21 protein-coding genes and 1 tRNA gene are annotated in these 23,821 nt (G+C 51.1%); 10 read left to right on the top strand and 12 right to left on the bottom strand.

Annotated features, from left to right (window positions below; translation table 11 throughout):
* Nucleotides 1-313: 313 nt before the first annotated feature.
* From HMPREF0045_RS01865 to HMPREF0045_RS10875, 5 genes are all read left to right on the top strand, one after another.
* Nucleotides 314-1,048 (top strand): DUF6318 family protein, encoded by a 735-nt coding sequence (locus HMPREF0045_RS01865; RefSeq protein WP_005984958.1) that lies wholly within the window; start codon nt 314-316, stop codon nt 1,046-1,048.
* Between the two features lie 294 nt (nt 1,049-1,342).
* Nucleotides 1,343-2,035: a DUF6318 family protein gene (locus tag HMPREF0045_RS09950; RefSeq protein WP_005984956.1), complete on the top strand. Its 693-nt coding sequence runs from the start codon at nt 1,343-1,345 to the stop codon at nt 2,033-2,035.
* Between the two features lie 280 nt (nt 2,036-2,315).
* The gene (locus HMPREF0045_RS10880) at nt 2,316-2,807 is read left to right on the top strand and encodes a hypothetical protein (RefSeq protein WP_050807414.1); all 492 of its coding nucleotides are present in this window, start codon (nt 2,316-2,318) and stop codon (nt 2,805-2,807) included.
* 35 nt (nt 2,808-2,842) lie between these two features.
* Complete coding sequence (locus HMPREF0045_RS09940) at nt 2,843-3,538, top strand: DUF6318 family protein (protein ID WP_005984952.1); 696 nt, start codon at nt 2,843-2,845, stop codon at nt 3,536-3,538.
* 148 nt (nt 3,539-3,686) lie between these two features.
* Entirely contained in the window at nt 3,687-4,304 is a 618-nt protein-coding gene (locus HMPREF0045_RS10875) for a hypothetical protein (protein ID WP_050807413.1), read from the top strand.
* A gap of 422 nt (nt 4,305-4,726) precedes the next feature.
* Here HMPREF0045_RS10875 and HMPREF0045_RS01845 read toward each other — a convergent pair.
* Nucleotides 4,727-4,818, bottom strand: a tRNA-Leu gene (locus HMPREF0045_RS01845).
* 440 nt (nt 4,819-5,258) lie between these two features.
* The gene (locus HMPREF0045_RS01840; protein WP_040315884.1) at nt 5,259-6,146 is read right to left on the bottom strand and encodes a D-hexose-6-phosphate mutarotase; all 888 of its coding nucleotides are present in this window, start codon (nt 6,144-6,146) and stop codon (nt 5,259-5,261) included.
* Nucleotides 6,147-6,231: 85 nt separating this feature from the next.
* Between HMPREF0045_RS01840 and HMPREF0045_RS01835 the strand changes: the two genes are divergently transcribed.
* Nucleotides 6,232-7,563: an AI-2E family transporter gene (locus tag HMPREF0045_RS01835; RefSeq protein WP_005984947.1), complete on the top strand. Its 1,332-nt coding sequence runs from the start codon at nt 6,232-6,234 to the stop codon at nt 7,561-7,563.
* Nucleotides 7,564-8,341: 778 nt separating this feature from the next.
* The gene (locus HMPREF0045_RS01830) at nt 8,342-10,306 is read left to right on the top strand and encodes an NlpC/P60 family protein (protein ID WP_005984945.1); all 1,965 of its coding nucleotides are present in this window, start codon (nt 8,342-8,344) and stop codon (nt 10,304-10,306) included.
* Nucleotides 10,307-10,552: 246 nt separating this feature from the next.
* Here HMPREF0045_RS01830 and HMPREF0045_RS01825 read toward each other — a convergent pair whose 3' ends face one another.
* A complete protein-coding gene (locus HMPREF0045_RS01825) occupies nt 10,553-11,077 on the bottom strand; it encodes a hypothetical protein (RefSeq protein ID WP_040315645.1) in 525 nt (174 codons plus the stop codon).
* A 240-nt stretch (nt 11,078-11,317) separates the two neighbouring features.
* Between HMPREF0045_RS01825 and HMPREF0045_RS01820 the strand changes: the two genes are divergently transcribed.
* From HMPREF0045_RS01820 to HMPREF0045_RS01810, 3 genes are read left to right on the top strand one after another with little or no spacing between them, the layout of a single operon-like run.
* Nucleotides 11,318-11,899, top strand: a complete 582-nt coding sequence (locus HMPREF0045_RS01820) for a phosphatase PAP2 family protein (RefSeq protein WP_180962951.1) — start codon at nt 11,318-11,320, stop codon at nt 11,897-11,899.
* Nucleotides 11,896-12,618, top strand: coding sequence for an SDR family oxidoreductase (locus HMPREF0045_RS01815; protein WP_005984939.1), 723 nt, complete (start codon nt 11,896-11,898; stop codon nt 12,616-12,618). Before HMPREF0045_RS01820 ends, HMPREF0045_RS01815 begins: the two co-directional genes overlap by 4 nt.
* Before the next feature lie 45 nt (nt 12,619-12,663).
* A complete protein-coding gene (locus HMPREF0045_RS01810; protein ID WP_005984937.1) occupies nt 12,664-13,200 on the top strand; it encodes a YbhB/YbcL family Raf kinase inhibitor-like protein in 537 nt (178 codons plus the stop codon).
* A gap of 84 nt (nt 13,201-13,284) precedes the next feature.
* Here HMPREF0045_RS01810 and HMPREF0045_RS01805 read toward each other — a convergent pair whose 3' ends face one another.
* The 9 genes from HMPREF0045_RS01805 to HMPREF0045_RS01765 form a co-directional block, all read right to left on the bottom strand.
* Nucleotides 13,285-16,149, bottom strand: coding sequence for a hypothetical protein (locus tag HMPREF0045_RS01805; protein ID WP_005984935.1), 2,865 nt, complete (start codon nt 16,147-16,149; stop codon nt 13,285-13,287).
* A 259-nt stretch (nt 16,150-16,408) separates the two neighbouring features.
* Nucleotides 16,409-18,664 carry a glycoside hydrolase family 66 protein gene (locus tag HMPREF0045_RS01800; RefSeq protein ID WP_005984933.1) on the bottom strand — a complete coding sequence of 752 codons (2,256 nt, stop codon included), beginning with the start codon at nt 18,662-18,664 and terminating at the stop codon, nt 16,409-16,411.
* A gap of 214 nt (nt 18,665-18,878) precedes the next feature.
* Nucleotides 18,879-19,337: a tRNA (cytidine(34)-2'-O)-methyltransferase gene (locus HMPREF0045_RS01795; RefSeq protein ID WP_005984931.1), complete on the bottom strand. Its 459-nt coding sequence runs from the start codon at nt 19,335-19,337 to the stop codon at nt 18,879-18,881.
* A gap of 54 nt (nt 19,338-19,391) precedes the next feature.
* Nucleotides 19,392-20,255, bottom strand: coding sequence for a DUF2262 domain-containing protein (locus HMPREF0045_RS01790; protein WP_005984928.1), 864 nt, complete (start codon nt 20,253-20,255; stop codon nt 19,392-19,394).
* 95 nt (nt 20,256-20,350) lie between these two features.
* Complete coding sequence (locus HMPREF0045_RS01785) at nt 20,351-20,866, bottom strand: hypothetical protein (protein WP_005984926.1); 516 nt, start codon at nt 20,864-20,866, stop codon at nt 20,351-20,353.
* A 29-nt stretch (nt 20,867-20,895) separates the two neighbouring features.
* Nucleotides 20,896-21,411: a YfbM family protein gene (locus HMPREF0045_RS01780; RefSeq protein WP_005984925.1), complete on the bottom strand. Its 516-nt coding sequence runs from the start codon at nt 21,409-21,411 to the stop codon at nt 20,896-20,898.
* Nucleotides 21,412-21,452: 41 nt separating this feature from the next.
* Entirely contained in the window at nt 21,453-22,496 is a 1,044-nt protein-coding gene (locus HMPREF0045_RS01775) for a DMT family transporter (protein ID WP_005984924.1), read from the bottom strand.
* Between the two features lie 53 nt (nt 22,497-22,549).
* Complete coding sequence (locus HMPREF0045_RS01770) at nt 22,550-23,182, bottom strand: GyrI-like domain-containing protein (RefSeq protein ID WP_021603108.1); 633 nt, start codon at nt 23,180-23,182, stop codon at nt 22,550-22,552.
* An 11-nt stretch (nt 23,183-23,193) separates the two neighbouring features.
* Nucleotides 23,194-23,721 carry a hypothetical protein gene (locus tag HMPREF0045_RS01765; protein ID WP_005984920.1) on the bottom strand — a complete coding sequence of 176 codons (528 nt, stop codon included), beginning with the start codon at nt 23,719-23,721 and terminating at the stop codon, nt 23,194-23,196.
* Nucleotides 23,722-23,821: the final 100 nt, after the last annotated feature.

The raw sequence follows: 23,821 nt of genomic DNA, 5'->3' as shown, positions 1-23,821 counted from the left end.
CCTACGAAGAAGAGGTGGCAAACCTGCTATCAAACGGAAACCTACTTACTAAAGGACAGCGCGACAGGCTGACATAGGGCCCAATAGAAGGTTTGACAGCAATTTTTTTCAGTTTCATAGGTGATGCAAGACACATTGGTGCAGGTTTTTTGATTTGCCTGCGAGATCCAGATTGCAGATCTAAAATATTAGGCATTACTAAACGCGATGTATAACACTCCAAAAGTATGGGGTGTTATGTACCATGCTTTGTAATACTTCCCCGACACTCCCTTAAAGCTTCATCAGTGTAGATAAATCACAGGGGAACACAATGGGGGCCATAGCAACTAAACGCAGTCTTCAGATGGCGTTGGCTTTAACCCTGCTGGCTTGTTCGGGGCTGAGTGGGTGTAGCGGAGGCCAGGAACAAAGCGGTTCAAATGCTGGCAGCGGTAAGGCCGCCATCGCCACTACACACGCCAAGACGGCCACCGCAACACCAAAAGCCAGCGGTAAAACCAGGGCCAGTGGTGTGCCTGCCGCAACCGGCGCGTCTACTGTAACCGGTACGCCCAGCGCTACAGCTAGCCCGACACTCATCATGACGCCGGAGCTCGAAGCTTCAAAGAAGCGTGCTCTGGCCACACCGCCACCACCCAAACCTGAACTGATCACGGTCAATAGCGATGACGGTGCGATAGCTACCGCCAAGTACTGGGTGCAGTTGCATTACTACATTTACACCACCGGCAAAGTAGATGAATACAAAGCACTATGCCCAGGAAACGGCGACACGGCAACCAAGCCTGTCGAGTATGCGACTGAAACTCATGTACGCGGCGGCTGGAGCGAACCGGTCACTTTAAAATTTACTAATGCTTTTCGTAGATCTGATTTTAAAAACGATGTAGTGATACAAGTGGATTTTGAGCGTGAAGGCGTAACTCAGTATCACAGCGACGGCAGAATTGAATATCACGAAAAAGAATCACGCTGGGCGGGTGTAAAGCTCGAATACAATGGCACACAATGGATAGTTAAAGAGGCAGTTAATCGTGAAAATTAACCAATTAGTGTATTTACTGGTTCCAGTAATTGCTGTACCAACTCCCATGTATACAGACGAGTAGGGAGAAAAAGATGGTACTGGACATGGGATCGTTATAGGTCGCGGTGAGACTACGACCACCCCCGGTGGTTTTTCTGCGGTGGCCGAGCCGGCCGGGCCGGTAGATCCTGAAGCAGCTAAACGAGCCACCGAAGAATACGCCCAAAATACCTAGAGCCAAAATTTTAAACAATGGCTTGTTGCAACTCGTAATTAGATGAATCAACGTAGATGAATCATGAGGGAAACACAATGAAGACATCACCAACTAAACGCAGTTTTCAGGCGGCGTTGGCCTTAACCCTGCTGGCCTGCTCAGGGCTGAGTGGGTGCAGTGACAGCCAAGAACAAAACGCCTCAAACACGGCTAGTGCTAAGACCGCCGTCGCCACTGCACGCGCCAAGACGCCAAACGGCACACCCAAAGCCAACAGCACGGCCACTGGTACACCCACAGCCGCCGCCAGTCCGACCGCAACCTTGTCACCAGAACTTGAAGTTGCTAGAAAACAAGCGCGCGATACTCAGCCCCCACCTAAGCCTGAACTGATCACGGTCAACAGTGATGACGGGGCGATTGCCACCGCCAAATACTGGGTACAGCTCTATTACTACATCTACACCACTGGCAAAGTAGATGAATATAAAGAGTTATGCTCTGCCAACAAATCTGGCGCATCCAAACCAGTAGAAAATGCAACAGAAGACTATTCTAAAGGAAATTGGATAGATCCAGTAATACCAAAATTTACTGCCGCTTTTCGCAGAGGTGACATTACAGATAGGATAGTAATACAAGTAAATTACGAGAGAGAACCTTTTAACGAATATAGCAGTACGGGTGAAACGAAATATCATCAAAAACAATCACGCTGGGCTGCCGTGGAACTTGAATATAACGGTTCACAGTGGTTAGTTAAAGGTGCATTCACTCATGAAGACTAATATTCTAACCTATTTACTTGTATCGTCGCTTATTCTTTCAAGCCCTATAGCTTCAGCTTCTAGCTCTCACATAGAAGGCGATTCTGAAGGAAATACAATTGTCATAGGCCGAGGCGAGACTACGACTGCCCCTGGTGGTTTTTCTGCGGTGGCTGAGCCAGCCGGACCGGCAGACCCTGAAGCAGCCGCGATATACGCGGCAACATACCAGTTCGCATGCGTCATAATCCCAAACCTGTTATCGCATGCAACAGGAGGAAAACCTGTAACAGTCCACGAAATGTGCACTGCCCAAGTCAACACTGGCGCGCCACTGACTGCTGGGCCTACCACGGTCAGTAATGAGCAAGTAGCCCGGCTCATCCCGCATGGTTCTGGGATTAACCGTTACCCCAGCGGCGAGGTTTTCGTTATTTTCAAGCAACCCATGATGGTGTGGACCAGCCCTGATAAGCAAACCTTCAACATCACCCTGTTGGGTACCCCTGTTGAGGTTGAGGCGACCCCTGTGTCTTTTAACTGGGATTGGGGAGACGGCCAGTCCTTTGAGACTACTGATCCGGGCACCCCATACCCTAACTACACGGTCAGCCACCCCTACGAAGTAACCGGTAACGGATACGTGATTAGGTTACGTACTTCCTGGACGGCCCGGTGGCGCATAGCTGGACAGGCCCAATGGCACCAGGTCAACGGCACAGTCACCACCACCGAAACATCCAGCCCCTTCAACCTCTACTTCGCTGACTCCTACGGCACCACTTCAAATTAGATGAATCAACGCAGATTAATCACGGGGGAAACACAATGAGGACACCACCATATAAACACCGCCTGCAGGCTGCGCTGGCCTTAACCTTACTAGCCTGTTCAGGCCTAGCCGGGTGTAGTGACAGTCAAGAGCAGAGCGTATCAAGCAGTGTTGGTGGTAAAGCCGCCGTCGCCAGCGCACGCACTAAAGCAGCTACAGCCACGCCCAAAGCCAGCGGCAAGGCCACTGGTACACCCACAGCCAGTGCAAGACCGACCGCAACCTTGTCACCAGAACTTGAGACTGCCAGGAAACAAGCCCGCAGCACCCAACCTCCAGTCAAACCTGAACTAATCACTATCAATAGTGAAGATGGCGCGATAGCCACCGCAAAGTACTGGCTACAGCTGTATTACTACACCTACATCAGTGGCAACACCAGCCAATACAAAGAACTATGCCCAGGCAGTAATGACGGATGCGCCGGAGTAATCAAAACAACCATAGAAAATCACTCTGAGGGCGGCTGGGTGAGCCCAGTAAATATTAGAGTGCTTAAAGCTTATCGTAGAGACGATTTTCCTAACTCAATGATTATTGAAATCGATTACGAACAAGAGGATTTCTATCAATACTATGGGGACGGTTCTTCAAAACTCTACGCCGGTGCAAAATGTTGGGCTGCAGTAGAACTTAGTTATCAAAATAACCACTGGATCGTAGTTAGGCAGAAAAATGAAAAATTCAACTAGGTCACTGATTGCAGCAACAATTACGGGATGCTTAACTACTGCACTCTGCATTCCAGCGACTTTTGCCTCGACAGATGTTACTAATAATGATCAAGGGTGGATTATTCATGGCAACGAAAACAGCAGCACTCCTGGTGGTTTTTCGTCTGTGGCTGAGCCGGCCGGGCCGGTAGACCCTGAAGCGGCTAAACGAGCCGCTGAAGAATACGCCCAAAAATGCATACTGCCACAGGTAGAAGTACTCATGACAATGGGGATGGCCCCAGGACCTCCCCAGGAATGCGCTGCCCAAGTCAACACTGGCGCGCCACTGACTGCTGGGCCTACCACGGTCAGTAATGAGCAAGTAGCCCGGCTCATCCCGCATGGTTCTGGGATTAACCGTTACCCCAGCGGCGAGGTTTTCGTTATTTTCAAGCAACCCATGATGGTGTGGACCAGCCCTGATAAGCAAACCTTCAACATCACCCTGTTGGGTACCCCTGTTGAGGTTGAGGCGACCCCTGTGTCTTTTAACTGGGATTGGGGAGACGGCCAGTCCTTTGAGACTACTGATCCGGGCACCCCATACCCTAACTACACGGTCAGCCACCCCTACGAAGTAACCGGTAACGGATACGTGATTAGGTTACGTACTTCCTGGACGGCCCGGTGGCGCATAGCTGGACAGGCCCAATGGCACCAAGTCAACGGCACAGTCACCACCACCGAAACATCCAGCCCCTTCAACCTCTACATCGCTGACTCTTACGGAACCACTCCATAAGTTTGACCTAGTAGCTGTAAAAGAGCTTCAAACTAGGTAAATTTAAGCTACGGCGACGGTGGTGTTGACTCCCGCCTAACATAAATCCAGGTGCCATAGTTAGGCAGGGGGTGCACCGCCGTCGTCGTTACTCTAAACGGCCGCAAAACAAGAGGCTGCCCCTAGGACAGACCGCACCAGGCTGGCAATGCTGACGGCTAACTTACGGCTAAGCATGTGGCAAGGCCTGGCAGATAAGGGACTGGGCAGGTAGGGGGTAGGACAGGGAAGAGGTTTACAGATACGGGGTTTTCGTCCGTTGCCTATAAAACCCCATGAAAAAATCATAGGGAAGGGACGATTTTGCCTGTATTTACCTTTGCCTGTAGGTGCCTGCCTGTATGTGTATGAAAAAAGACTCTCTGAAACCAGAGAGTCTTTGGTGGTGTCCGAGAGGGGACTTGAACCCCTACGCCCGTTTAAATTAGGCACTAGCACCTCAAGCTAGCGCGTCTACCGATTCCGCCACTCGGACTTGGTGCTGCCATTCGCATTTAATGCGATCGACTCGTGAAAATGTATCACGTTCAGATGGCTAGCACCAACTAGCTAGCTATGGTTCACGCCACAGCTACAGTTTTTGGGGCAGCTATGGGACCATGCCAATCAGGGGTGCGGCCATAACAAAACCGCAAACGTACCCGCACGCAGCTAGGGCGCCGTCGTCTCTCAAAGAGCCCCACACGCTAAAGCCCAAAACCGTGCAACTAAAGCTGCCGCCACAAAGTACCCGCTAAAAGCGCCTTTAACCTAGCACGAGATACAAACTTGCCTGAGTCGTAAACTCGCGCAAGCTACAGACCTACTTACAGCTCAGGTAAACGCTGGCCTCGGCGAAACCGCCACAAACTCACGCCAGCCGTAGACTCACCTGAGCTGCAAGCTCACCCTAGCTACCTTGCTCTAGCTACAGACTCACTCAACCGAGAGCGTCATAGAAATGCTAAAGCTCTCCCCTGGCTCAAGCTTGGCGGCGTTTTCGCGAATGCGGCCAGGCTCTACGCACAGGAACTGCACCCACTCGTCGGGAGCCATGTCAGAAAATTCAGCAGCGCCACGCGGACCAGGATTCCACACCACAGTGTTGGGGGCGTCGTGCTTGGTAACCACAATGGTGCGACGGTTGCCACTATCGCGCACGCGCACCACATTGCCTGCCTCGCCGGTGGTGAAAATACGGTCGCAAGAGCCGGCAACTTTCAGCTCATGTTCCTGCTTAGCACGGGTGGCGCCAGGCTCGTTATCGATGTACTCGCCTCCAGCCAGGCCGCTAAGATCCGTTGCGGTCAGGTCATATAGGCGCAGGTAGGTGTGGAAGGTAAGCTCGCCGACGACCGGTTCGCTTTGCACATTGCGCAGTGACAGGTTCAGCTCCAGTTTCTCGCCCACAGTTACCTCATATAGGGCGTAAAAACCGTTCTTTTCCAAGCTTAGAGTTACGCGCACACCGCCCTCGTCAGTGGTCACTACACTGCGTAGCTGCCACACGCTGTTACGGGCCCAACCATGTGCGGGCGGAGCTTGGTGTAAAGCCCCCACCCCGAACCAAGGCAGGCACAGCGGGATACCACCGCGAATAGCCTTTTGGCCGTTAAAGACAGCGCGGCTTGAAGTGAACAGGACTTCCTTACCACCGCGCGGCACCCATGAGGTGATGTGCGCACCAAACAGGTAGATTTCTGCGTATCCTGCGGGGGCGTCGATCAGTAGGCGTTCCAAACCGCCGCGACCAGGGGTTAAGGCTACGCACGAGGGTAGCGAGACTGCGTGACTAATTTGACCGGTAGGGTTAAACAAACTCATACCTACCACGTTAGTAAGATTGGGGCTGTTAAGGGGCAGTTTCAGCAAACGAACCGCCAAGATTTATTAGCAACTAGAGGCTGGCATGGCTGAGAACTCTGAGCACAAAGAAACACAACCGCAAAAACCAATTCTCACCCAGCATCGTTGGGTGACTAACACGGCTGGGGCCATACGCAAGGCCCGCGAGCAGCATCGGCGTTTTATGGACTCGCGTCAAAACGAGCCACAGATGCCACCGATCCCTACCACGTATGTGCTGGCCAAGCCGGCACAAACAGAGAAACAAAGCGGCCTAGCTCTCTTGCCTGAATGGCTGGTACGCGCAGGGCTTAGTTCCTGGCTTATTTTGGGCGTATTGGCAATCGTGTGGGTGATTATTTTTGCCACCTCAAAGATTGTCCCGGTTTTTATTGGTGTCTTTTTAGCGCTAGTTATTACCGCTATTTTGCACCCCATTGTTAAGCTTTATAACAAGGTGCTGCCGCGCTATCCTGCCACATTCTTAGGATTATTGACGGTGTTGGGCATTGTAGGTGCCATGTTCACTTATGTGATTACCTCTGTAACGGGCCAATGGGATTCCCTAGCGCAGCAATTTACTAATGGTGCGCACACGATTGTGGACTTTCTTGAGCACGGTCCTTTACCTTTCCATATTTCTCAGCATGACTTGAATATGCAGGTAAATGCGGCCCTGGATAGGGGGCAGGCATATTTGCGTTCTAACGCGCCTTCCCTGGCCGAACAGCTATTATCTAATGCTTCTGCACTGGGTGAGGTTATGGCTGTGTTGGCTTTGGCATTGTTTACGGCAATCTTTTTCCTGGGTTCGGGTAAAAACATGTGGCGTTGGTTCTTAAATGAATTACCCGAAGAGCGTCGTTACCGTACTCACCGCGCCGCTAGCGCCGGCTGGTTCACTTTCTCCGGTTATGTGCGTGGAACCATGATGGTGGCATTAACTGATGGAATTTTTGCTGCAATCTTTTTGCAAATGATTGCGGTGCCTTTGGCCGCTCCCCTGGGTGTGCTGGTGTTTATGGGTGCTTTTATTCCGATGGTGGGTGCGCCAATTGCCATGTTTGTGGCCATGCTGGTGGGCTTGGCTTCTGGCGGTATCGGCAAGTTCTTGCTGGTGGGTATTGGTGTGGCCGCAATCGGTCAGTTTGAGGGGCACATTTTGCAGCCGCTAATTATGGGCAAGCAGGTTTCCTTGCACCCGGTGGTAGTAGGTATTGCAGTGGCTGCCGGCTCATTCTCCGCCGGTTTGCTGGGTGCGGTAATTGCTGTGCCCCTGGTCAGTGTGGCATGGGCGGTATATTCTGAGCTGCATGTGCGTGACACACCATTGGATGATGAGGATATAGCTAAGCTAAATCAAAAAGTTGCTGAAGATTTAGAAGCTATCGAATAGTCAAATACAGGCAAAATCGTCCGTCGCCTATAATTTTTCCGTGGGGTTTTATAGGCAACGGACGATTTTTCAGTATTTGTAACGGTTGCAGTACTTACACCCCCACTCTCCTGAAACTTTCGCAGCTAACTACGACGACGCCGTCGGCCCCTACTGCCAGTAACCGGCGTTGGCTGGCAGGTAACCGCCCCAATAAAGCCAATACTGATTAACGCCAGACACACCAGCAAAAGTCGAGCATCGGCAAGAACCAACCTCTATGGCTCCTCTGCTTGCGCACTCCCCCAGTTCCTAAGGATTTAATAGTCATATGTCGCGGCAAGGCTGCAGCTTATGCCCACTTGTCTAAACAAAAGCTTGCGCCCTGCTTCTCCCCATTTCCCCGCCCTTTCCCGCACTCCCCTGCGCTTCCCTACGCTTCCCTACGCTTTCCTACGCTTTCCCGCACTTCCTTCGCATTTTGCCTACACTTCTCTAGACAAAGCTCACTCTCCCCTACTTCCCTAAGGAATCTGCCTGACCAATTTCCCAACATTCGACCTAAATTGTCCAGTATTTGACCAGTCAAATTTTTACCCGGTTATTTACATACAAAATCGTCCGTTGCACATGATTTTCCGCTGTATTTTTATAGGGAAGGGACGATTTTGCCTGTATCTGTGCCAAGCTGTCACACAAATTTTAGTTTGGGCATACTATGTAGGTATCCACCATCGTCCAGAACCACAATGTAGTTGCAGCTCCAAGCTCACTAATTCCATACTCCACAGGAATCACCATGAAGTCAGACTTTTACCGGCATCGTCGCTGGTGCATCGCGTTAAGCCTGGCCTTGTCTATGGGCGCGGCAGGCGGTTTAACAACTGTCTCTACCGCCCCAGCTCAGGCCGCTAACGTAGGTACTACGGCGCAGCAGCCTCTAGCTCCAGCGCCAGGCCAAGAGACCAGCCAGCCGTCGTCGGGAGCCACGCCCTCGGCTGAGCCCACCACTCCAGGGGCTTCTCCCTCACAGCCAGTGGCTCCGGCCCCTTCGGAAAGTGCCGCCCCCGGCCAACCTAACCCAGGCCAACCTAGCCCAGGCCAGCCTAACCCCGCTCAGCCCTCCCCCGGCAACCCATCTCCTGGCAACCCATCTCCTGGCAAACCGGCTGATCCATCTCAGCCAGCTGACCCACAACCTAACCCCGGCCAGCAACCTGGCGCTAAGCCAAGCGCCCCAGCTGCCTCGGCTACCCCTACAGGCTCGGCCACTAAGTCACCTGGCTCAGCTGCGATTACCCCGCCGCGCACAGACCTACCGAATATCCCTGACGCCGACCCCAAAGGTTACTGGCTAAAGGATCCCAAGGGCTGGTGGTGGCGCAACTCTGACGGGACTTGGCCCAAATCCCAGTGGCTGCGCGTTCAAGGCACCGTCTACTACTTCAAAGCTGACGGCTACCTAGCCAGCGGCTGGCTGAAGCTAGACAAAGACTGGTATTTCCTCTCCGGCTCTGGCGCTCGAGTAACCGGCTGGATCACTGTCAGCGGCCGCCGCTACTACCTAGACCCTGCCACCGGGGTTATGCTCCAGGGACAAATTAACCTCTCGGGCAAGTACTACTACTTCTACGGCCTAACCGGGGATATGGCCACCGGCTGGACCAAGCACAACGGTGTGTGGCACTACTACGACAAGTCCACTGGCGCCGCAGTGCTTGGCTGGCTCAAGGATGGCGGTAAGTGGTACTACCTAGACCCCTCCACCACCGTGATGCATGTGGGCCCGCTCAAGGTGGGCGGCAAAGAATATTTCATGCAGTCCTCAGGCGCGGCCTATGTTGGCTGGCTTAAGGTGGGCGGCACCTGGCATTTGTATGGTAGCGACGGCGCCCGGGTAACTTCAGGCTGGGTTAAAGACGGCTCAGACTGGTACTACTTCAACCCGGCCACCGGCAACTACGTCACCGGCAACACGGTAATTAACGGTACAACTTACCGCTTCTTGCCTTCGGGTAAGTGGATTGGTTACACCGCCCCCGGCGGTTACCTCCAGCCCAGCCAGTCGATCACTTCACTTGGCAGTCAAACTAATACCCTCACCTATGGCATGAATGGGGTGAAGGTGCGCATTGTGCAGCAGCGTTTGGGTTTGTGGTACTCCACTAAACTGGCCAGTGTTGATGGAGCGTTCCAAACTGCGGTGCGTTCTTTCCAGCGCCGCATGGGGTTAAGCCAGACCGGTGTTGTTGATAAGACCACTTGGGACGCTATGCAAACCGGTTACAGCTGGTATGTAGACCAGTATCAGGCCGCCCCGGTGTCTATTTCCGCCACGCGTTCAGAGCGCATTGAGGCCATGATCGGCTACGCCTACAACCAGCGCGGTTCTTCCTACACTTGGGGCGGGGCTGGTCCTTACGGTTTGGGTTATGACTGCTCGGGCCTTACTTTGCAGGCGCTTTACCACGCTGGTATGGATCCGCAGCCGATCAATGTGGTCAAGCATGGTTGGCCTAGCTACCGTACTTCGCAGGAACTTTACAAATACTCTAATTTCCAGCATGTGCCGCTGTCTGCACGCCAACGCGGTGACCTGATTTTCTACACCACCGACGGAGTGGTTACCCACGTAGCTATCTATCTCGGTGACGACCAGGTAATTCACACCGACTGGATGGGTAGGCCCGCCCGCATTGAGCACATTACGGTCTCTTATGGTTGGGGCAATATTGCCAGCCAGGTGGTGCGTCCCTTCCCGTAAACAGCACCTTTAGTCGTATTGTTTACGACGACGTCGCCCGCCTAGTTTCGTGACTTAGGCGGGCGATTTTTTGTGGCTGGGACTAACTAGTTAGTGAGCCTGCTAGTTAGTGACCTTAGGGATTGGTGCTATCTAAAGCCCAAGTCCGTCTAGAAGGCTACCAGTCACGCAAAGCTGGTAATCCAGAAACTTCAGCCTGGTGCTGACTGGAAAGCCAGCCTCTGAAAACCAGACACCTGACAGCGTCTAGAAGGCTACTGGCCAGTGCGGCATGCATTTAGCTAGGGTTGCGCCAGCATCGGCCAGCTTATTAACCGCCTGCACATAGGTGGGGTTAGGGGTGGGGGTGCGACCAATCTTTAGATCTGCCTCAGCTTGGGTGGGGTTAGCGAACTCGCTTAGCTTGCCGTCGCTAATTTGGGCAGAAAGTGTCGCGTAGGTACCCAGCGCCCCCAGGGCGGCTTGGGCAGTCTTGTCTTTAGCTGCAGCTTTAGTAAACTTCGCGCGATAATCCGTATTTAAAGTAACCGTGAAGGCTTGCCAGGAGGCTTGTTTAACTTCTGGGGAAGCATCCTTAGGCAGTGAGCTAAAAGTCTTACCGGTACTAGATTCTTTAAGGGCGCTGACGTACACCTTATCCATGGCAGCGCAGCCATCGGAGGCTGGCTGTGTGTTAATGGTTCCGGCCTTAGGGGTTCCTGAGCTGCAACCAGTTAAGACAGATGCGCAGATCAGCGCCATTACTGATGCAGTTGCAATAGGCTTAAACATACTTGCGATTGTATTGCACTAGCTTGGCAAATGTCGGGAATTTGGACCCTTAACTGGCAAAAGTGGAAAAACTAGAGATTTTGTGCCCTAAACTTATGGCGCACCCCCTAAGTGCACCTTCATCCCCCACCCTTAGAAGGTTAACAAATGATACGCCCTAGTTGCAATTCGGTTATCACCACACCGCTAGTAGCCTGTCTAGCTCTGATAACTCTGGTTTTGGTTGGTTACCTATCTAAATTGGATTATTCCGTACGCAACTGGGCTTTGGCTTCACGCACCCACACCGCTACACGTGTCTACACAGCTATCACCGTCTTGGGTAATACGCTTACTTTGACTGTGGCCACGATTTTGATCTGCCTGGCCCTGCTGGCTGCCAAGCAGTGGCGCATGGCTATTTTAATTAGTGCCACTATGGCGGTTTCCTCGGGTGTGAATATGAGTTTGAAAGCACTGGTGGGGCGCGAACGACCGCCGCGCGCTCAGCTGTTGGGGGTACCTGAGCACAGCATGTCTTTTCCTTCTGGACACACCCTGTGCAGCTTAGTGTTTGCAGCCTTGCTAAGTTTCTTGATCGCTACTTTTTGGCCTAAACGCTGGCAAACCCCGCTTGGCAAAGTAGCTTTGTCAGTTCTTTACGTATTACCTTGGATGGTGGCTTTAGCGGTTGCCTATAGCCGCATATACTTGGGTTATCACTGGCCCACAGATCTGTTAGGTGGTTGGCTGGTGGCCGCACTGATAATTATGTTGGTGCAGTTACTAGCCCCCTGGGCCGCGCTAGTAGTAAACCCGTTCCAGAAAAACTCTACGACATGAGCACTCTTCCAATCGCCCTGATCACCGGCGCCACCAGCGGCATTGGCCTAGCCACTGTCCAGGCACTAGCAGCCGATCACCATATTATTGCGCTAGCCAGGAACCGTCAGCGCCTAGACGATTTGGTGGCTTCACTACCCAGCGCCCAGGCAGTTTCTGTGGATCTTAGCGACGCCGAGGCAGTAGCTAAGGCTGTAAGCGAGCTAGGTCTTAAGCGCCTGGACGTACTGGTTAACAGTGCCGGGGTGGAAGCTGCTGGAAGGCTCGAAGAGCTCAGCGTTTCGCAGTGGCGCCAGGTACTGGATTTGGATCTGGTGGCCCCAGCTCAGCTAACCACCCTGCTGCTGCCAGCTTTGCGTGAAGCTCACGGTTTAGTGGTGATGCTAAATTCTGGTGCGGGCACACGCGTATGGCCTGGTCAAGGTCTATATTGCGCCGCCAAGCATGGTCTGCGGGCGCTAGCTGATGCACTGCGCGAAGAAGAGCGTGGTCATATCCGCGTCACCACTATTTACCCTGGTCGCACCGACACTGCTATGCAGCAGCGCCTACACAACTTAGGGGTAACCGCCGGGTCTGGCAAGGGCAGGGATTACTGCGCCGCCGACCATATGCAGGCTGCCTCGGTGGCTAAAGCTATCCGCCTGGCTGTAGATATGCCGCTTGATGCCACTATTGAGGATCTACATATCCGCCCCTCTGACCTGCCTAAAAACTGAAACCGATTTCCTCCGGCTTACCTCCAGACTCAACCAGGAGAGAACATGGATTTAACTCGCCCTCGAGCCCCCTACCCATACGATTTACTACCTAAAGTTCCGGCTACTTTCACTATCACTAGCCAGGACATGGAAGATGGCAAACCTCTAGCAGATAAGTTTGCTGCCCCGCATGAGAATATCTCCCCCGCCTTGGCGTGGCATGGTTACCCCGAGCAGACCCAGTCTTTTGTAGTGACCTGCTTTGACCCTGACGCACCCACACCTTCAGGTTGGTGGCACTGGGTGGTGCTTGATATCGACGTCGCCACTCCATATTTGGCGCAAAATGTGGGCCGCAGCGATCTTTTCTTGGAAGGTGCTTGCTTCCACGCCCGTAACGACTCGGGCACCTGGGCCTACTATGGCCCTTACCCACCTGCCGGAGATGGCCCGCACCGCTATATCTTCACGGTCTATGCCTTGGATGTGCCCACACTGGAACTTGATGGTGACACTTCAATCGCAGCTGTGGCTTTCCACGCGCTGTCACATACCTTGGCGCGAGCCGAGCTGACCGTTACCTATGAAATCAAGGCCTAACCAGGCCTTAGCCTAAAAACAAGGTGAGTCCCTGGACGATGTCTAGGGACTCACCTTTTACAACGTATTCAGCTAAAACCTAGTTCACTCCCCAATGTTCACTACTGTCTCGAAACAATCAAGGTTAGAACGTGAGTGGAGTACAACCACAGCTTGCTTACCAGTACGGTCTAAAACCTGCTTCATTGACTCTATCTCACTACGTTCTTCAACAGGGTTAAGCCCCTTCAAAGTCTCGTCAAGTAAAACAAGCTGCCAGGCACCATCTTCTAGCACAGAACGCGCAAGCTCTAACCCGCTTAAGTCAGATACTTCAACAGCTAACGGATCTACCTCAGGGATAACCGTAACTTTATCCTCGCCATAGTTACGGTAAAGGACATCAAGCATGACAGATTTTCCAGCACCAGTTGGCCCAATCAAAGCGATTAAAGAACAACCTGAATCAATAAGACTCTTCAACTGTTCCAACTCAGCATGACGGACCCGAACCTGGGAACGTTTTGTTTGAAATTCTTCAAGCATCCTCACACGCTCAGCCGTCAAACTGACCACTCCCACTTCCTGTAATGTCTCCACCACAGACTGCAAGCCAGATGACAAGGTCAACGCAAAATAAATCACGGCCGCAGGAGCTATCAATACGCTAGCTCCACCGCTCAGTGAAACTAGAAGAACCGCAGAGATTTTCAAAGTCAATACAAGCAATTGAATAAGTCCGCTACGAAGCGCGTAGGCATCAGCTAACTGAATAGAGCTAGCAACATAGCTGGTTTCCAAATCAACATAGGCACGCTCTCCTGCTTGACGCAGACCAACACTAACCGGCGCAGTATGGGCGCTAGCCTGCGCACCAACCACCCCAATAAATTCCCCGCGCGCGTTAGCACACGCCGTCGACGCCGGAAGAATCCATTTAGAACCCTGACGCCCAACAAGCCAAGCAAGTGGAGCTACCGCACAAACTACAACTATGAAGAGGGGCGCGCCGGCCACAGCACCAGCAATAAGCAGAGCAGACTGCACCCAAACTAAAAATACTGACCCCACAGCGCCAGGCACAGACATTTGTAAATCAGAGAAATCTTCCCCTAGCCTCCCCACAACCGCACCACTAGTTCTAGGAGACGCGAATTGGTCAAGCCTATAGACAAGCCGCTCATGTAGCGCAGTCAATCTAGTAATTGGCGCTCGATAAAGTGCCCCAAAAAAGATGATAGAACCAAGCACTGCGGCCAGTATGCAACCTAGTGAAACTCCCACAATCTCAGAGTGCAGATTGTTTTGAGCTACCGTAAGCGCAAAAGCAACCGTGGACCCGCTAAGCAGCAACGCACCTAACCCTACCCAGACAATATGCGGCCCAAACAAAAGCTTTACTGTTCGCTGGAATGTTGCCTTTTCTGTCTGAGGATCAGGCAGGTCGACTACTTCCTCCACACTTTCCAGTTCTTGGCTTGCTAGCTGCTCAGCATGTAACTGACCAAGTGACAGCTCGCGATGTGTTAGGGACAGTCGATTAGCTAATGCGTCTGGAACATACTCTTCAGAGCTCGCTAAAAGCGTGCAGTTTGGCACACTGGCTAAGATTTTTTTAGCAACGATTTCTCGCATCGCTGGGTCTAGAGCTGCGAATGTGTCATCCAAAATTAGCCAGTTAGGCTCATCAGCCAAGACAATAGCTACCGCAGCCCGGTGTCTTTCCCCTGACGAAAGGGTTTTCACGTCCCGCCACAACCGTGAGACCACCTCTTGGTTAAGTCCCATAGCCTCAGCCAGTTCAGCAAACAATGACACTTGACGCGGCGAAGCGCCAGTATGCCAGGCAGATAAAATTGCCTGTGATAGCTCCGGGTTACGTGGAACAAACGCAGAGCCTGTCACGCTCACGTATTCGCGTAACTTATTGGCTCGTTTAGAATCAGCTGGGATAACCTCACAGGCACCTAGAGCCTCAAGTGAAGTCTGGTCTTTTTGAGAGCTTTTCTCTAACTTATCAAGTTCACGCATCATCGGCAGGGCTAGACGGATCACTCGATAGTTAACGACGTTGTTTTGTACCGCTGCGTACAAGTAGCGAGCTGCCAGGATAATTCCCAACCCAAAACCAGCGTTCGGCCAGAGCCAAGCAGCCACTATTGCCACCAAGGCAAGCATGGTGGTTAGCGCGCCTTTTTCAAGAAAACCGTTTAGAACCTGCAGGCGCACTCTTGCGTGTAAGAGTTTTTCTTCGCTACTCCTGATGCTAGAAATCTTGTCTAGCGCTGCGCCCCAACTGGGGATATAGCGTCCTCTGGGTAATGAGTCAGCTACCTTCTGAATCCAGCGTCTGCGCTCTCCTTCAAAGCCAACGTATTGTTCCCATAGGCGACCAATTAGGTTGATAAGTCGGAGACTGACGATTACCAAGGCAACGATAAGCAGCGTGGCAATGACACCGTTTGCCCCGTAAAGCACAAATGAAGCGATAACAAAGATAATGATTTGAATCGTTGAAACAGCAAAATCTACAACGTAGGCAAACTGGCTGATCTGTCCGGGATAGGTTAGAACATGCTCGCAAGCTTCGGCTGTAGAAGCTGAAGTTTGAAACAACTGTCGGAAACGACGATAGGTTAACTGCCGCACTACTACCGTAAGCAGCATTTCGTAACGGTCTTTGACCCAACAGCTCAGGGATTCAACTAAGAAAGCTAAGATCAGTAACCAAGTTACATAGGAGACGCCTTCCCTAGTAGCTGTCACATGATCTATACCTGCCGTGACTACCAAGGCCCCAGCCATGTTTAATAGACCAGCACTAAAAACGATAAGGCTGATACCTGCTGGGGCGAACACTAAGGCAAACCAACGCATACACCTTGGTAGACTCTGAGTTAATCGTTTGTAACGCTTATACAAAGTCTCTATAGACAGGGCTTTCAAAGGCAAAATATTAAGCTCTGACACTGATTCGTTTCCTTGTCTATGAATCATCCTCACCCGTCTTAAACATACAGAACTGGATTCAGGCCTGTGCTTGTTTCAGCAAGGCCGTCGCCTAAAAACAAGCTGGGCTCGTAAGTCAAAGTTAGTACACGTTGCTACTGAGAATCTACAGCAATCTAGGATTTAGGTCCTAGCTACCATGTAAACTACATGATTCCTGCAAAAACCGTAGGGCCCCTAGACATTGTCTAGGGGCCCCGTGGTTTGCTAGTTGTGGCTATTAGTTGGGGTTAGTCCAACGCTGCGAGGCGCCACTGTGGCAAGTCCACAGGTGTACTGGCGCTCCGGTTTGCTTGGAGTCACCACTTACACCCAGACACTTACCGGTTTCAGGGTTACGGTATTGACCTGCAGAGGTGTACTCCCACTTTTGTGACTTCAAAGCACTGTTGCACTCCCAGGTGTGGATACCGGCTCCGTCAACGTTACGGTGTTCCTTAATATCCACGCACAGGTTCTTGCCAGCCAAACGCAGCTGACCGTCAACATACTGGAAGTTCTGGCTGTAGGAATTAGCGTCGCAGTTGACCTGCTCTACCTGGGTTCCATTAGCCAGCTTGCCGTCACGCACGTTCATGCACAGGCCAGAGTTGGCGTTAACTACGCGAGTGTTAGCCCCCTCGCCGTTGCCCTTAATCATGTAGATAAAGTCCCACACCTTCAGGCTAGAAACCGTGAAAGTAATGTAGGTGCCCTTGGCGTCAGTACCCTTGGTGAAGCTCAAGTCCTTGGCGGCGCCACCATTAATGTCAGGGCTGACCAGGTTGATGCGGGCAGGTACCCCATCTTGACCTACGTAGTACTTAACCTTGAGGTTATTTTGCTCCTTAATCGCACCGGTAGCGTTACGCCACTTGCCGTCGTCGCCCTTAAGGTTAATCAGGTGCAGCACGTCACCGGTGGAGTTACGCATGGTGTTAGTCCAAATGGTGTTAGCGGCGCCGTCGGTAGAAGTGGGCTGGCCCTCAATCGAAACAGTGCGCCCCGTGCTAGTCAGCTGTGGGCCGTAAAGTACCTGCTCGTAGGCGGTAATTACGTTGTAGTAGCTGGGCAGCCAGTACTTAAGGTCTTCCTGCATGTAACGGTTGCGGTCAGGGAAGTAAGGCCCTTCCAGCATCTTGGTGTAGTTACCAGGCTTTACCTGCGGGTCACCATTTTGGCCCAGTTCCAGGTGAGTGGCACCGTTAGCGGCAAAAGCGGCATCAGCAAGCTGCACTGAAGCAGTGTTAAAGGTCTGCTTACCCTTACCGTCATCGATGTTCTCGCCCTTGTTCATATAAGCCGCAATAATCGCAGGCTTACCGTGCGAATCAATACGCTGCTGCTGCAGATACTGCTTTACCTGGGCGTTAGTTTCGTGGGCACCCCACAGTTCGGTGTAGAGGTAGCTAGCGTTTGACTTAGCTAGCTCGCTAGCACCAAAACCATCAACTGCGTTAAGACCTACCGGCTTGCCAGTGGCTTTGGCGGTGTCGTTAACGAGCTGCGCAAAACCCCAAGGCAGGTCAATGACCTCACCGCGACTGTTAGTGAAGGTGGTCTGAGCCCCAGAACCAAGCTGGTCGATGTGAGTGCCCTTGAAGCCTAATTTAATTATCTGGTCATTGAAGCGGGGCACAATCAGGTTGCGCCAAGCAGCATCACCGACGTCGACAATGTGTTCTTCTGAGCGCCACTTCTCTACACCGTTTTCTTTGTAGATGAACATGACTTCGGTGTAGGGCTTGGTTTCCATCTGCCCTTTGTCATTGGGCTGGGTGCGGTTGATCAGCCAGCTTTTTTGCACGCCGTGCTGTTCATAGTCATCATTGAGAGCTGCGTAAGCCATCGAGTAAGGCAGGGAGGCTATGCCATTAGTATCTGCGGACTTGATAAACCCCTGCACCACGCTTTTCTCAACTGGACGGTGCAGCCAGTCTTGCCACTGGTCAGCAACCTGACCGTTTTCGGTTTTTACTGGGTCATCGTGACGCCACATCCAGTCATAGAACTGCACTGAGTTGATGTGGTACTTCTGAGCCAGCTCACCCATGGTTCCCAGCTGTGCTTGGCTAGAAACTGAGGAGCTGTAATCGCCAACGTAACCCATACGCGGGTAGCGGGTCCAGCTCTTGGAGGCATCAATGCCGGTGTAGGCGTGACCCCCACCAGCCTCAGCATCTACCAGGTAGCCACGGCCGTCTGCGCTTGGCACAGTAAATTCAATGACAGCAATACCCTTGCTATTGGCGCGGTCTTTGGCTTTGGCTTTGGTTGCACCCAGGTTAGAAACCGTGAAGTTAACTTCCACATTTGGCTTAGTTTGAGCCCAAATCTTGATTTTCTCACCGGGCGTGGCCATGGCGGTGTTAATCCAGACGCTGTCAACATCTGCTTTAGCGTCTTCAGCATAAACCGCCGGCCCGGCCAGGCCCAGCATCGTAAAGGCACAAACCCCAGCCAGCGCGCCACGCAGAGCGCGAGGTTGAGTTTTCATTTAATTCCCCTTAGTGAATATCGGCGGCATCCTTGCCCACCAGGAGTCTTAAGCCTGGAAGACTGGACACCATCTACGATGCTCACTTACAAAGCTGGGAATTAGCCGAACATACTGGCAAAATAATCTAAGAATCTTGAAACGGCGTATCGCATTGTGAGACGGTTGCGACGACGTCGAACCCGTCAGCTAGTCAACGCTAGTAGCAGATCACTCAGTGTCCCCCCGCAAAACCCAGCTGACGCCAAGCCTCATACAGACCGATAGCCGCAGAGTTAGCTAGGTTTAGCGAACGATTACCATCCACCATCGGGATACGCACCAGATCAGTCACCCGTTCATGGTGCATGATGTGGTCAGGTAAACCGGTGGGTTCAGGGCCAAACAGCAAGGCGTCGCCGTCGACGTAGTCAACCTCTGTGTACAGCAGCTCGGTGTGAGCCGTAAAAGCGAAGATACGGCCCGGTAGTTGCTCTAGGCATTCTTCCCAACTGTCGTGAACCACGGTATTAGCAAGGTCGTGGTAGTCCAGACCCGCGCGGCGCAGCTTCGAATCCTCCATTTCGAACAACGGATCCACCACATGCAGCATAGAGCCAGAGTTGGCAGAGAGCCTGATTGCAGCCCCAGTGTTGCCCGGAATCCGTGGCTCAAAGAAAACTACATGCAACATGCTTATACCTAACTGCTTAAGTGTTTTGCGTGGCCTTAGCCGGGCTCTACCTTATCAGCCTTGGATGTAGGCCGATTCTAGCCCCTTGTTCAAACTTCCATATGCAGTTATGCAGTGGCCATAGAACATGTCGTCATCGCCAAAGAACACGCAGAAACTACCATCTGGTTCCATGGTGATTGAGCCCATGGGTATCCTTTTAGCAAAAGTTTCCTCAGTGATTTTAGCTGCGTCTTCCTCGGTTTCGCTCCAGTCACGTGCTAGCTCAGTGAGCTCTTTAGCAGCAAAGCTTCGCAGCTGTGCATCCCACTTGTCTTGGTTCGTGACCATGGTTCCCATTGCTTCGCGCGCCAGCTTTATGCCGTCAGCATCGCCTTTCTCTACCTCAAGGCAAATGTCAATCTCCTCCCCTAGCCAGTCCACGCTGCCTTCAAAGAAGTCAAATTCGCGAATATACTCCAGCTCCCCCAGCACGTCATCTTGTAAAACCACTGGCTGCAGATACTGTGTAAGTACCTCTTCTAGCTGCGGACAAGGTGCCTGCTCATCCAAAGTTTCTACAAATAGCAGTTGGTTGTGCAGCTGCGGAATAAATTCTTCTAGCTGCCAAGGTAACCTAGGACGTACTTTTAAGCGATAAATTGTTTCAGGTTTAAGATGCAGGTAAGAGATCTTATCAGGCTCGTCATCAGCCACTGGATACACTATGCGACCAGGTAGGTTGTGTAGCACTCCGGTTTCACAGTCTACATAGGCCAAGAAATGCACAATGTTTTCCCAAAAACCGTTTGACTTGGCAGCCCCGCTACTTCCCCCGGCAATGAGCACCAAAACTTCACGCGGCTTGGCTTCGAAAAGATTTTCCCATTCTTGCTGCGTGAGGCTAGCGACTGGCTTTACTTGTTCCAACAGATCCACCTGCTCCTATTAGATTCAGGGCTGCATAGCAGCTTTAACATTCAATGCGGTGCTTGTAGTGTTGGCGCTAGCTTGGCCACTAGCGCCAACAGCAGTTACTTAACTTCTTTGGTTGCAGCGCGCAGTTCGATCAGGCTGGACACTTCACTGACATCCAAGTCAAACATCTTTGTTTCAAGATCGATGGGAGCAAAGTAGTACCTGACTGTCTGCTCTCCAAAGTCATCTTCTAGCTTTTGCCATTCAGCCGCTGGTAGCACGATGAAACCAAGCGTGTCATCGCCTAGACTTTCCACGAACCACCTGACCCCATACTCCTCTTTAACGAAGTCGTTGAAGTATTTAATGGTGGTGTCGCGATCCTTCTCCTGGCCGTAAGGAATCTGGAATTGTTTGCCAGCTTTGCTTAGTACGATGTCAGGGCCGTAGGGCTTAGCGTTGTCTATGGTTTGAACTTCTACTCGCTCTTCTAGTAAGTCATTGAAGTAGCTGATGATATCTTCATCATCTTCACGCCAGTCAATCCAGACGATATCCCCAGAATCCCAAAGATCGTCAATCGTTTGCTCATCTTCAAACAGATTTTTTAGCTGTTCGTAGGTATCAGTCATTTTTACCTCACAACATTCAATTAGGTAGTTTAGTAAATGCCGACTAGTACATTACTGTTCGTTTCTAGTGCTTTACGGTAGAAAGCACGCATGTTTGTGAAGCAGTCCAGTAGTTCTTCTTTGATCTCTTCAGTTTCGTCTTCACGATCCCAGATATAGGGGTATAGCTCTTCTACTGCGCATGCTTCCATGCTGAACGCTTCTATAGCTTTGTCGATGTTGAAGGCGTTAAGTGCTGCTACGATTGCGGCAATTTTGGATTTATCAGTGTAGGCAACGTGATTTTCGATGTCTTCGATCGGGGTTGCTCCCATCACAGCTTCACTAAGAGGCTTAACATGCTCTGGCATGTTGTCATCTGCCTCGGTGAGTGTGAAGTGCAAAACGTCCCACATTTTGTCAATGTCGAGCATATCTGCAAAGTCATCATCTGAGTCTGCACAGATAGCTTCCAGGTAATCGAAGACTTCTTCATCGCCGCTACAAGCTTTAAGCTTTGTTAAGTTCTCATCGTTTAAATACTGGTAGCCTGCTCGCAAACCCATCTTTGTGGCCTCCTGATAGTAACTTCAGCACCTGCTAGACATTATACATGCCTAGCCCCGGGTAACTTTTCTAATTTTGCAACGTCGTGATGATGAGCGTGCTTGTCTTCGTTTAGGTAATGATTGTGCCTATGTGAGTGACTTACTGTATGTGCATGCGTTGTGCCATCGTGTGTATGCACAAAAGTATGTTCATGACTATGAGTGTGGCTAAGTATCAAGGTATCGGCCATCACTAGTACTGAACCAGCAACCATTACCGCCAAAGCGACCAGATACATCCACGACAAGCTTTCACGCAAGAACACGAAAGATAAGAAAGCCCCAACAAATGGGGCAACTGCGTAACAGGCGCTTGTTTTGGCAGCTCCTAGCACATTTTGGGCGCGCACATACATGAATATGCTCAGTCCATAAGCCACAAATCCCAGCAGCATCGCAGCTAGTACGTAGCTAAGTTCAGGCATGCTCTCCCCCTTTATAAGGGCTATGACCAGCGCGCCTAGACCAGAGAAGATTCCTTTCAACACCACAATCTGATAGGTGCTTTTTGAGGCAATACTTCTAGTGCAATTATTTTCTAGACCCCAACAAGTAGTAGCTAGCAGCACAAATAGTGAACCGAGAGAAAATTTGAAACTATCGGCGCCTTCAAAGGAGAGCAGCACACTAGATAAGCTAATTAATGCAATAGCACCCCAGAGTCTTTTACTTACTGACTCTTTGAAAATTAGTAGAGCAATTATTGCGGTTGCTACGATCTCAAAGTTTCCTAATAATGAGGCATTAGCTGAGGTTCCATAGCTAATACCCAGCATAAGAAGTATGGGAGCTACTATGTCTAACACAATCATTCCGATTACATAGGGAAGATCCTGTTTAGAAAGTGACGTCGCCTGCGCAGCCTCTTTCCTGTTAACTAGCACCAATATACCCACACCTATACCTGCACCCAAATACAGCAAGGCAGCCATAGTGGTTGGCCCAACTTCGTGCAGCAAAAGCTTTGACGCCGGGATATTTATAGCATAGAACACCGCCGCTAATGTAGCATATAACAGCGCTTGATACTTTTTACTTCCCATAAGTTAATATCCACTACACCTGGACTGTCTTAAACTCAAATAAGTGTAAAGTTTTAAGCTTTATTCACAGGGTGCCTAATTACGGTTTTCCATTTTTCTGGAGCAACCTTCCTAGCATCAGATAGATAAATCTCGTGATGCAGCCTATCTGCATTTAGATCATTAACATATCCGTGTTGCTTAAGGTATTCATCCATGACTGCAACGGTTGCTGGCTCGTTAGCGAACGGCCCTAGGTGCATCATCTGCACACACAGTCCCTCAGCGATAGTCATGAACTGCGCCGATGAGCAATCTAGCTTTTTCTTTTTAGTTGCAGTCTCAACCGCCCAGTCAAAATCTTTTTGACTGACAAAATCGGGTAAACGAATAACGGATATCCAGTTAAAACTTGACTTGTCAGCGTAATTTACGCCAACAACATTATCCTGCCACCAGAAGCCTTCAAGTGGAGGAACTACATATTGAAAGAAACCTTCTATTTTATAGTCGGTTTTATAGCTCATTTTCAAAGTGTAGGCGACAGCATATAGCACGCTAATTGCCTGCTGATACGCTCCCTCTGCCTCATTTGGATCACCCTGTCCACTCACGCCAATATAATTTGCGCTGGGCACATCCACGATCTCTGGCCTGTTCTTAGGTCTATAGAGCTCTTTGTATTCTTTCTTAAAATCGAAGGCCATGGTTGAGCCAATCAGCTGCCGCAGCACACGTAAAGTGTCGGCAGTCCGTTTTCTTCGTCTTTAACTCCGGTTTCCTTGTTGTATAGGCCTACATAATCGAAGCCCTCAAAGAAAACGTGGTCACCAAGTTCCTTATTTGCCATGAGGTTTTGCAGCTTAAACAGCAGCTCTTCGATAGAGAAGGCAACTTTGTCATCCGGTTCAAGGTAGGCAATTACTTCTACCTGCCACCAACCATCGTCGCTCTCATCCTCTAGAAGTTCTTCACCCTCAGCAAGCAGCTCGTTTTGATGAAGCTGATCAAGCCCCTGAATCCAAGCTTCATATACGACTAGCAGCGCTTTTTCTTTAATGGGCGTATTAACCTTGTGTTCACGCCAATTTTCACCAACACGCTCTGTTAGAATCTCATTAAATTCCGCTGCGAAAGACTCCCTGGAGTACTCATCTTGGTTAAATATCCAGGCGGCCTCAAAGTAGGCCTCATTGTCTCGATAGTCCAACTGGCCGTCATTGGTAGCTTGATTTAGTTGACTCATAAGGTCATCCTATCTTGTTTTACAGGGTATTCAAAGCAATCATCCTGGTGACACATAGAACGCTAAGGCCAGTCGTGCCAAGACTATCTTCGCACCCTTC

This window comes from Actinomyces graevenitzii C83 (assembly GCF_000239695.1).
In the GTDB taxonomy this organism is placed as follows: domain Bacteria; phylum Actinomycetota; class Actinomycetes; order Actinomycetales; family Actinomycetaceae; genus Actinomyces; species Actinomyces graevenitzii.
The sequence above is the reverse complement of the archived record's forward strand: the minus strand, read 5'-3'. Positions and strand labels throughout refer to the sequence as shown.

Coding starts and splice junctions, on each gene's coding strand:
- HMPREF0045_RS09950 (WP_005984956.1), top strand. CDS start 1,343: ATGAAGACATCACCAACTAAACGCAGTTTTCAGGCGGCGTTGGCCTTA.
- HMPREF0045_RS01865 (WP_005984958.1), top strand. CDS start 314: ATGGGGGCCATAGCAACTAAACGCAGTCTTCAGATGGCGTTGGCTTTA.
- HMPREF0045_RS01800 (WP_005984933.1), bottom strand. CDS start 18,664: ATGAAAACTCAACCTCGCGCTCTGCGTGGCGCGCTGGCTGGGGTTTGT.
- HMPREF0045_RS01775 (WP_005984924.1), bottom strand. CDS start 22,496: ATGGGAAGTAAAAAGTATCAAGCGCTGTTATATGCTACATTAGCGGCG.
- HMPREF0045_RS10880 (WP_050807414.1), top strand. CDS start 2,316: ATGTGCACTGCCCAAGTCAACACTGGCGCGCCACTGACTGCTGGGCCT.
- HMPREF0045_RS01770 (WP_021603108.1), bottom strand. CDS start 23,182: ATGGCCTTCGATTTTAAGAAAGAATACAAAGAGCTCTATAGACCTAAG.
- HMPREF0045_RS01785 (WP_005984926.1), bottom strand. CDS start 20,866: ATGACTGATACCTACGAACAGCTAAAAAATCTGTTTGAAGATGAGCAA.
- HMPREF0045_RS01780 (WP_005984925.1), bottom strand. CDS start 21,411: ATGGGTTTGCGAGCAGGCTACCAGTATTTAAACGATGAGAACTTAACA.
- HMPREF0045_RS01840 (WP_040315884.1), bottom strand. CDS start 6,146: ATGAGTTTGTTTAACCCTACCGGTCAAATTAGTCACGCAGTCTCGCTA.
- HMPREF0045_RS01835 (WP_005984947.1), top strand. CDS start 6,232: ATGGCTGAGAACTCTGAGCACAAAGAAACACAACCGCAAAAACCAATT.
- HMPREF0045_RS01795 (WP_005984931.1), bottom strand. CDS start 19,337: ATGTTGCATGTAGTTTTCTTTGAGCCACGGATTCCGGGCAACACTGGG.
- HMPREF0045_RS01810 (WP_005984937.1), top strand. CDS start 12,664: ATGGATTTAACTCGCCCTCGAGCCCCCTACCCATACGATTTACTACCT.
- HMPREF0045_RS01830 (WP_005984945.1), top strand. CDS start 8,342: ATGAAGTCAGACTTTTACCGGCATCGTCGCTGGTGCATCGCGTTAAGC.
- HMPREF0045_RS01825 (WP_040315645.1), bottom strand. CDS start 11,077: ATGTTTAAGCCTATTGCAACTGCATCAGTAATGGCGCTGATCTGCGCA.
- HMPREF0045_RS09940 (WP_005984952.1), top strand. CDS start 2,843: ATGAGGACACCACCATATAAACACCGCCTGCAGGCTGCGCTGGCCTTA.
- HMPREF0045_RS01765 (WP_005984920.1), bottom strand. CDS start 23,721: ATGAGTCAACTAAATCAAGCTACCAATGACGGCCAGTTGGACTATCGA.
- HMPREF0045_RS01815 (WP_005984939.1), top strand. CDS start 11,896: ATGAGCACTCTTCCAATCGCCCTGATCACCGGCGCCACCAGCGGCATT.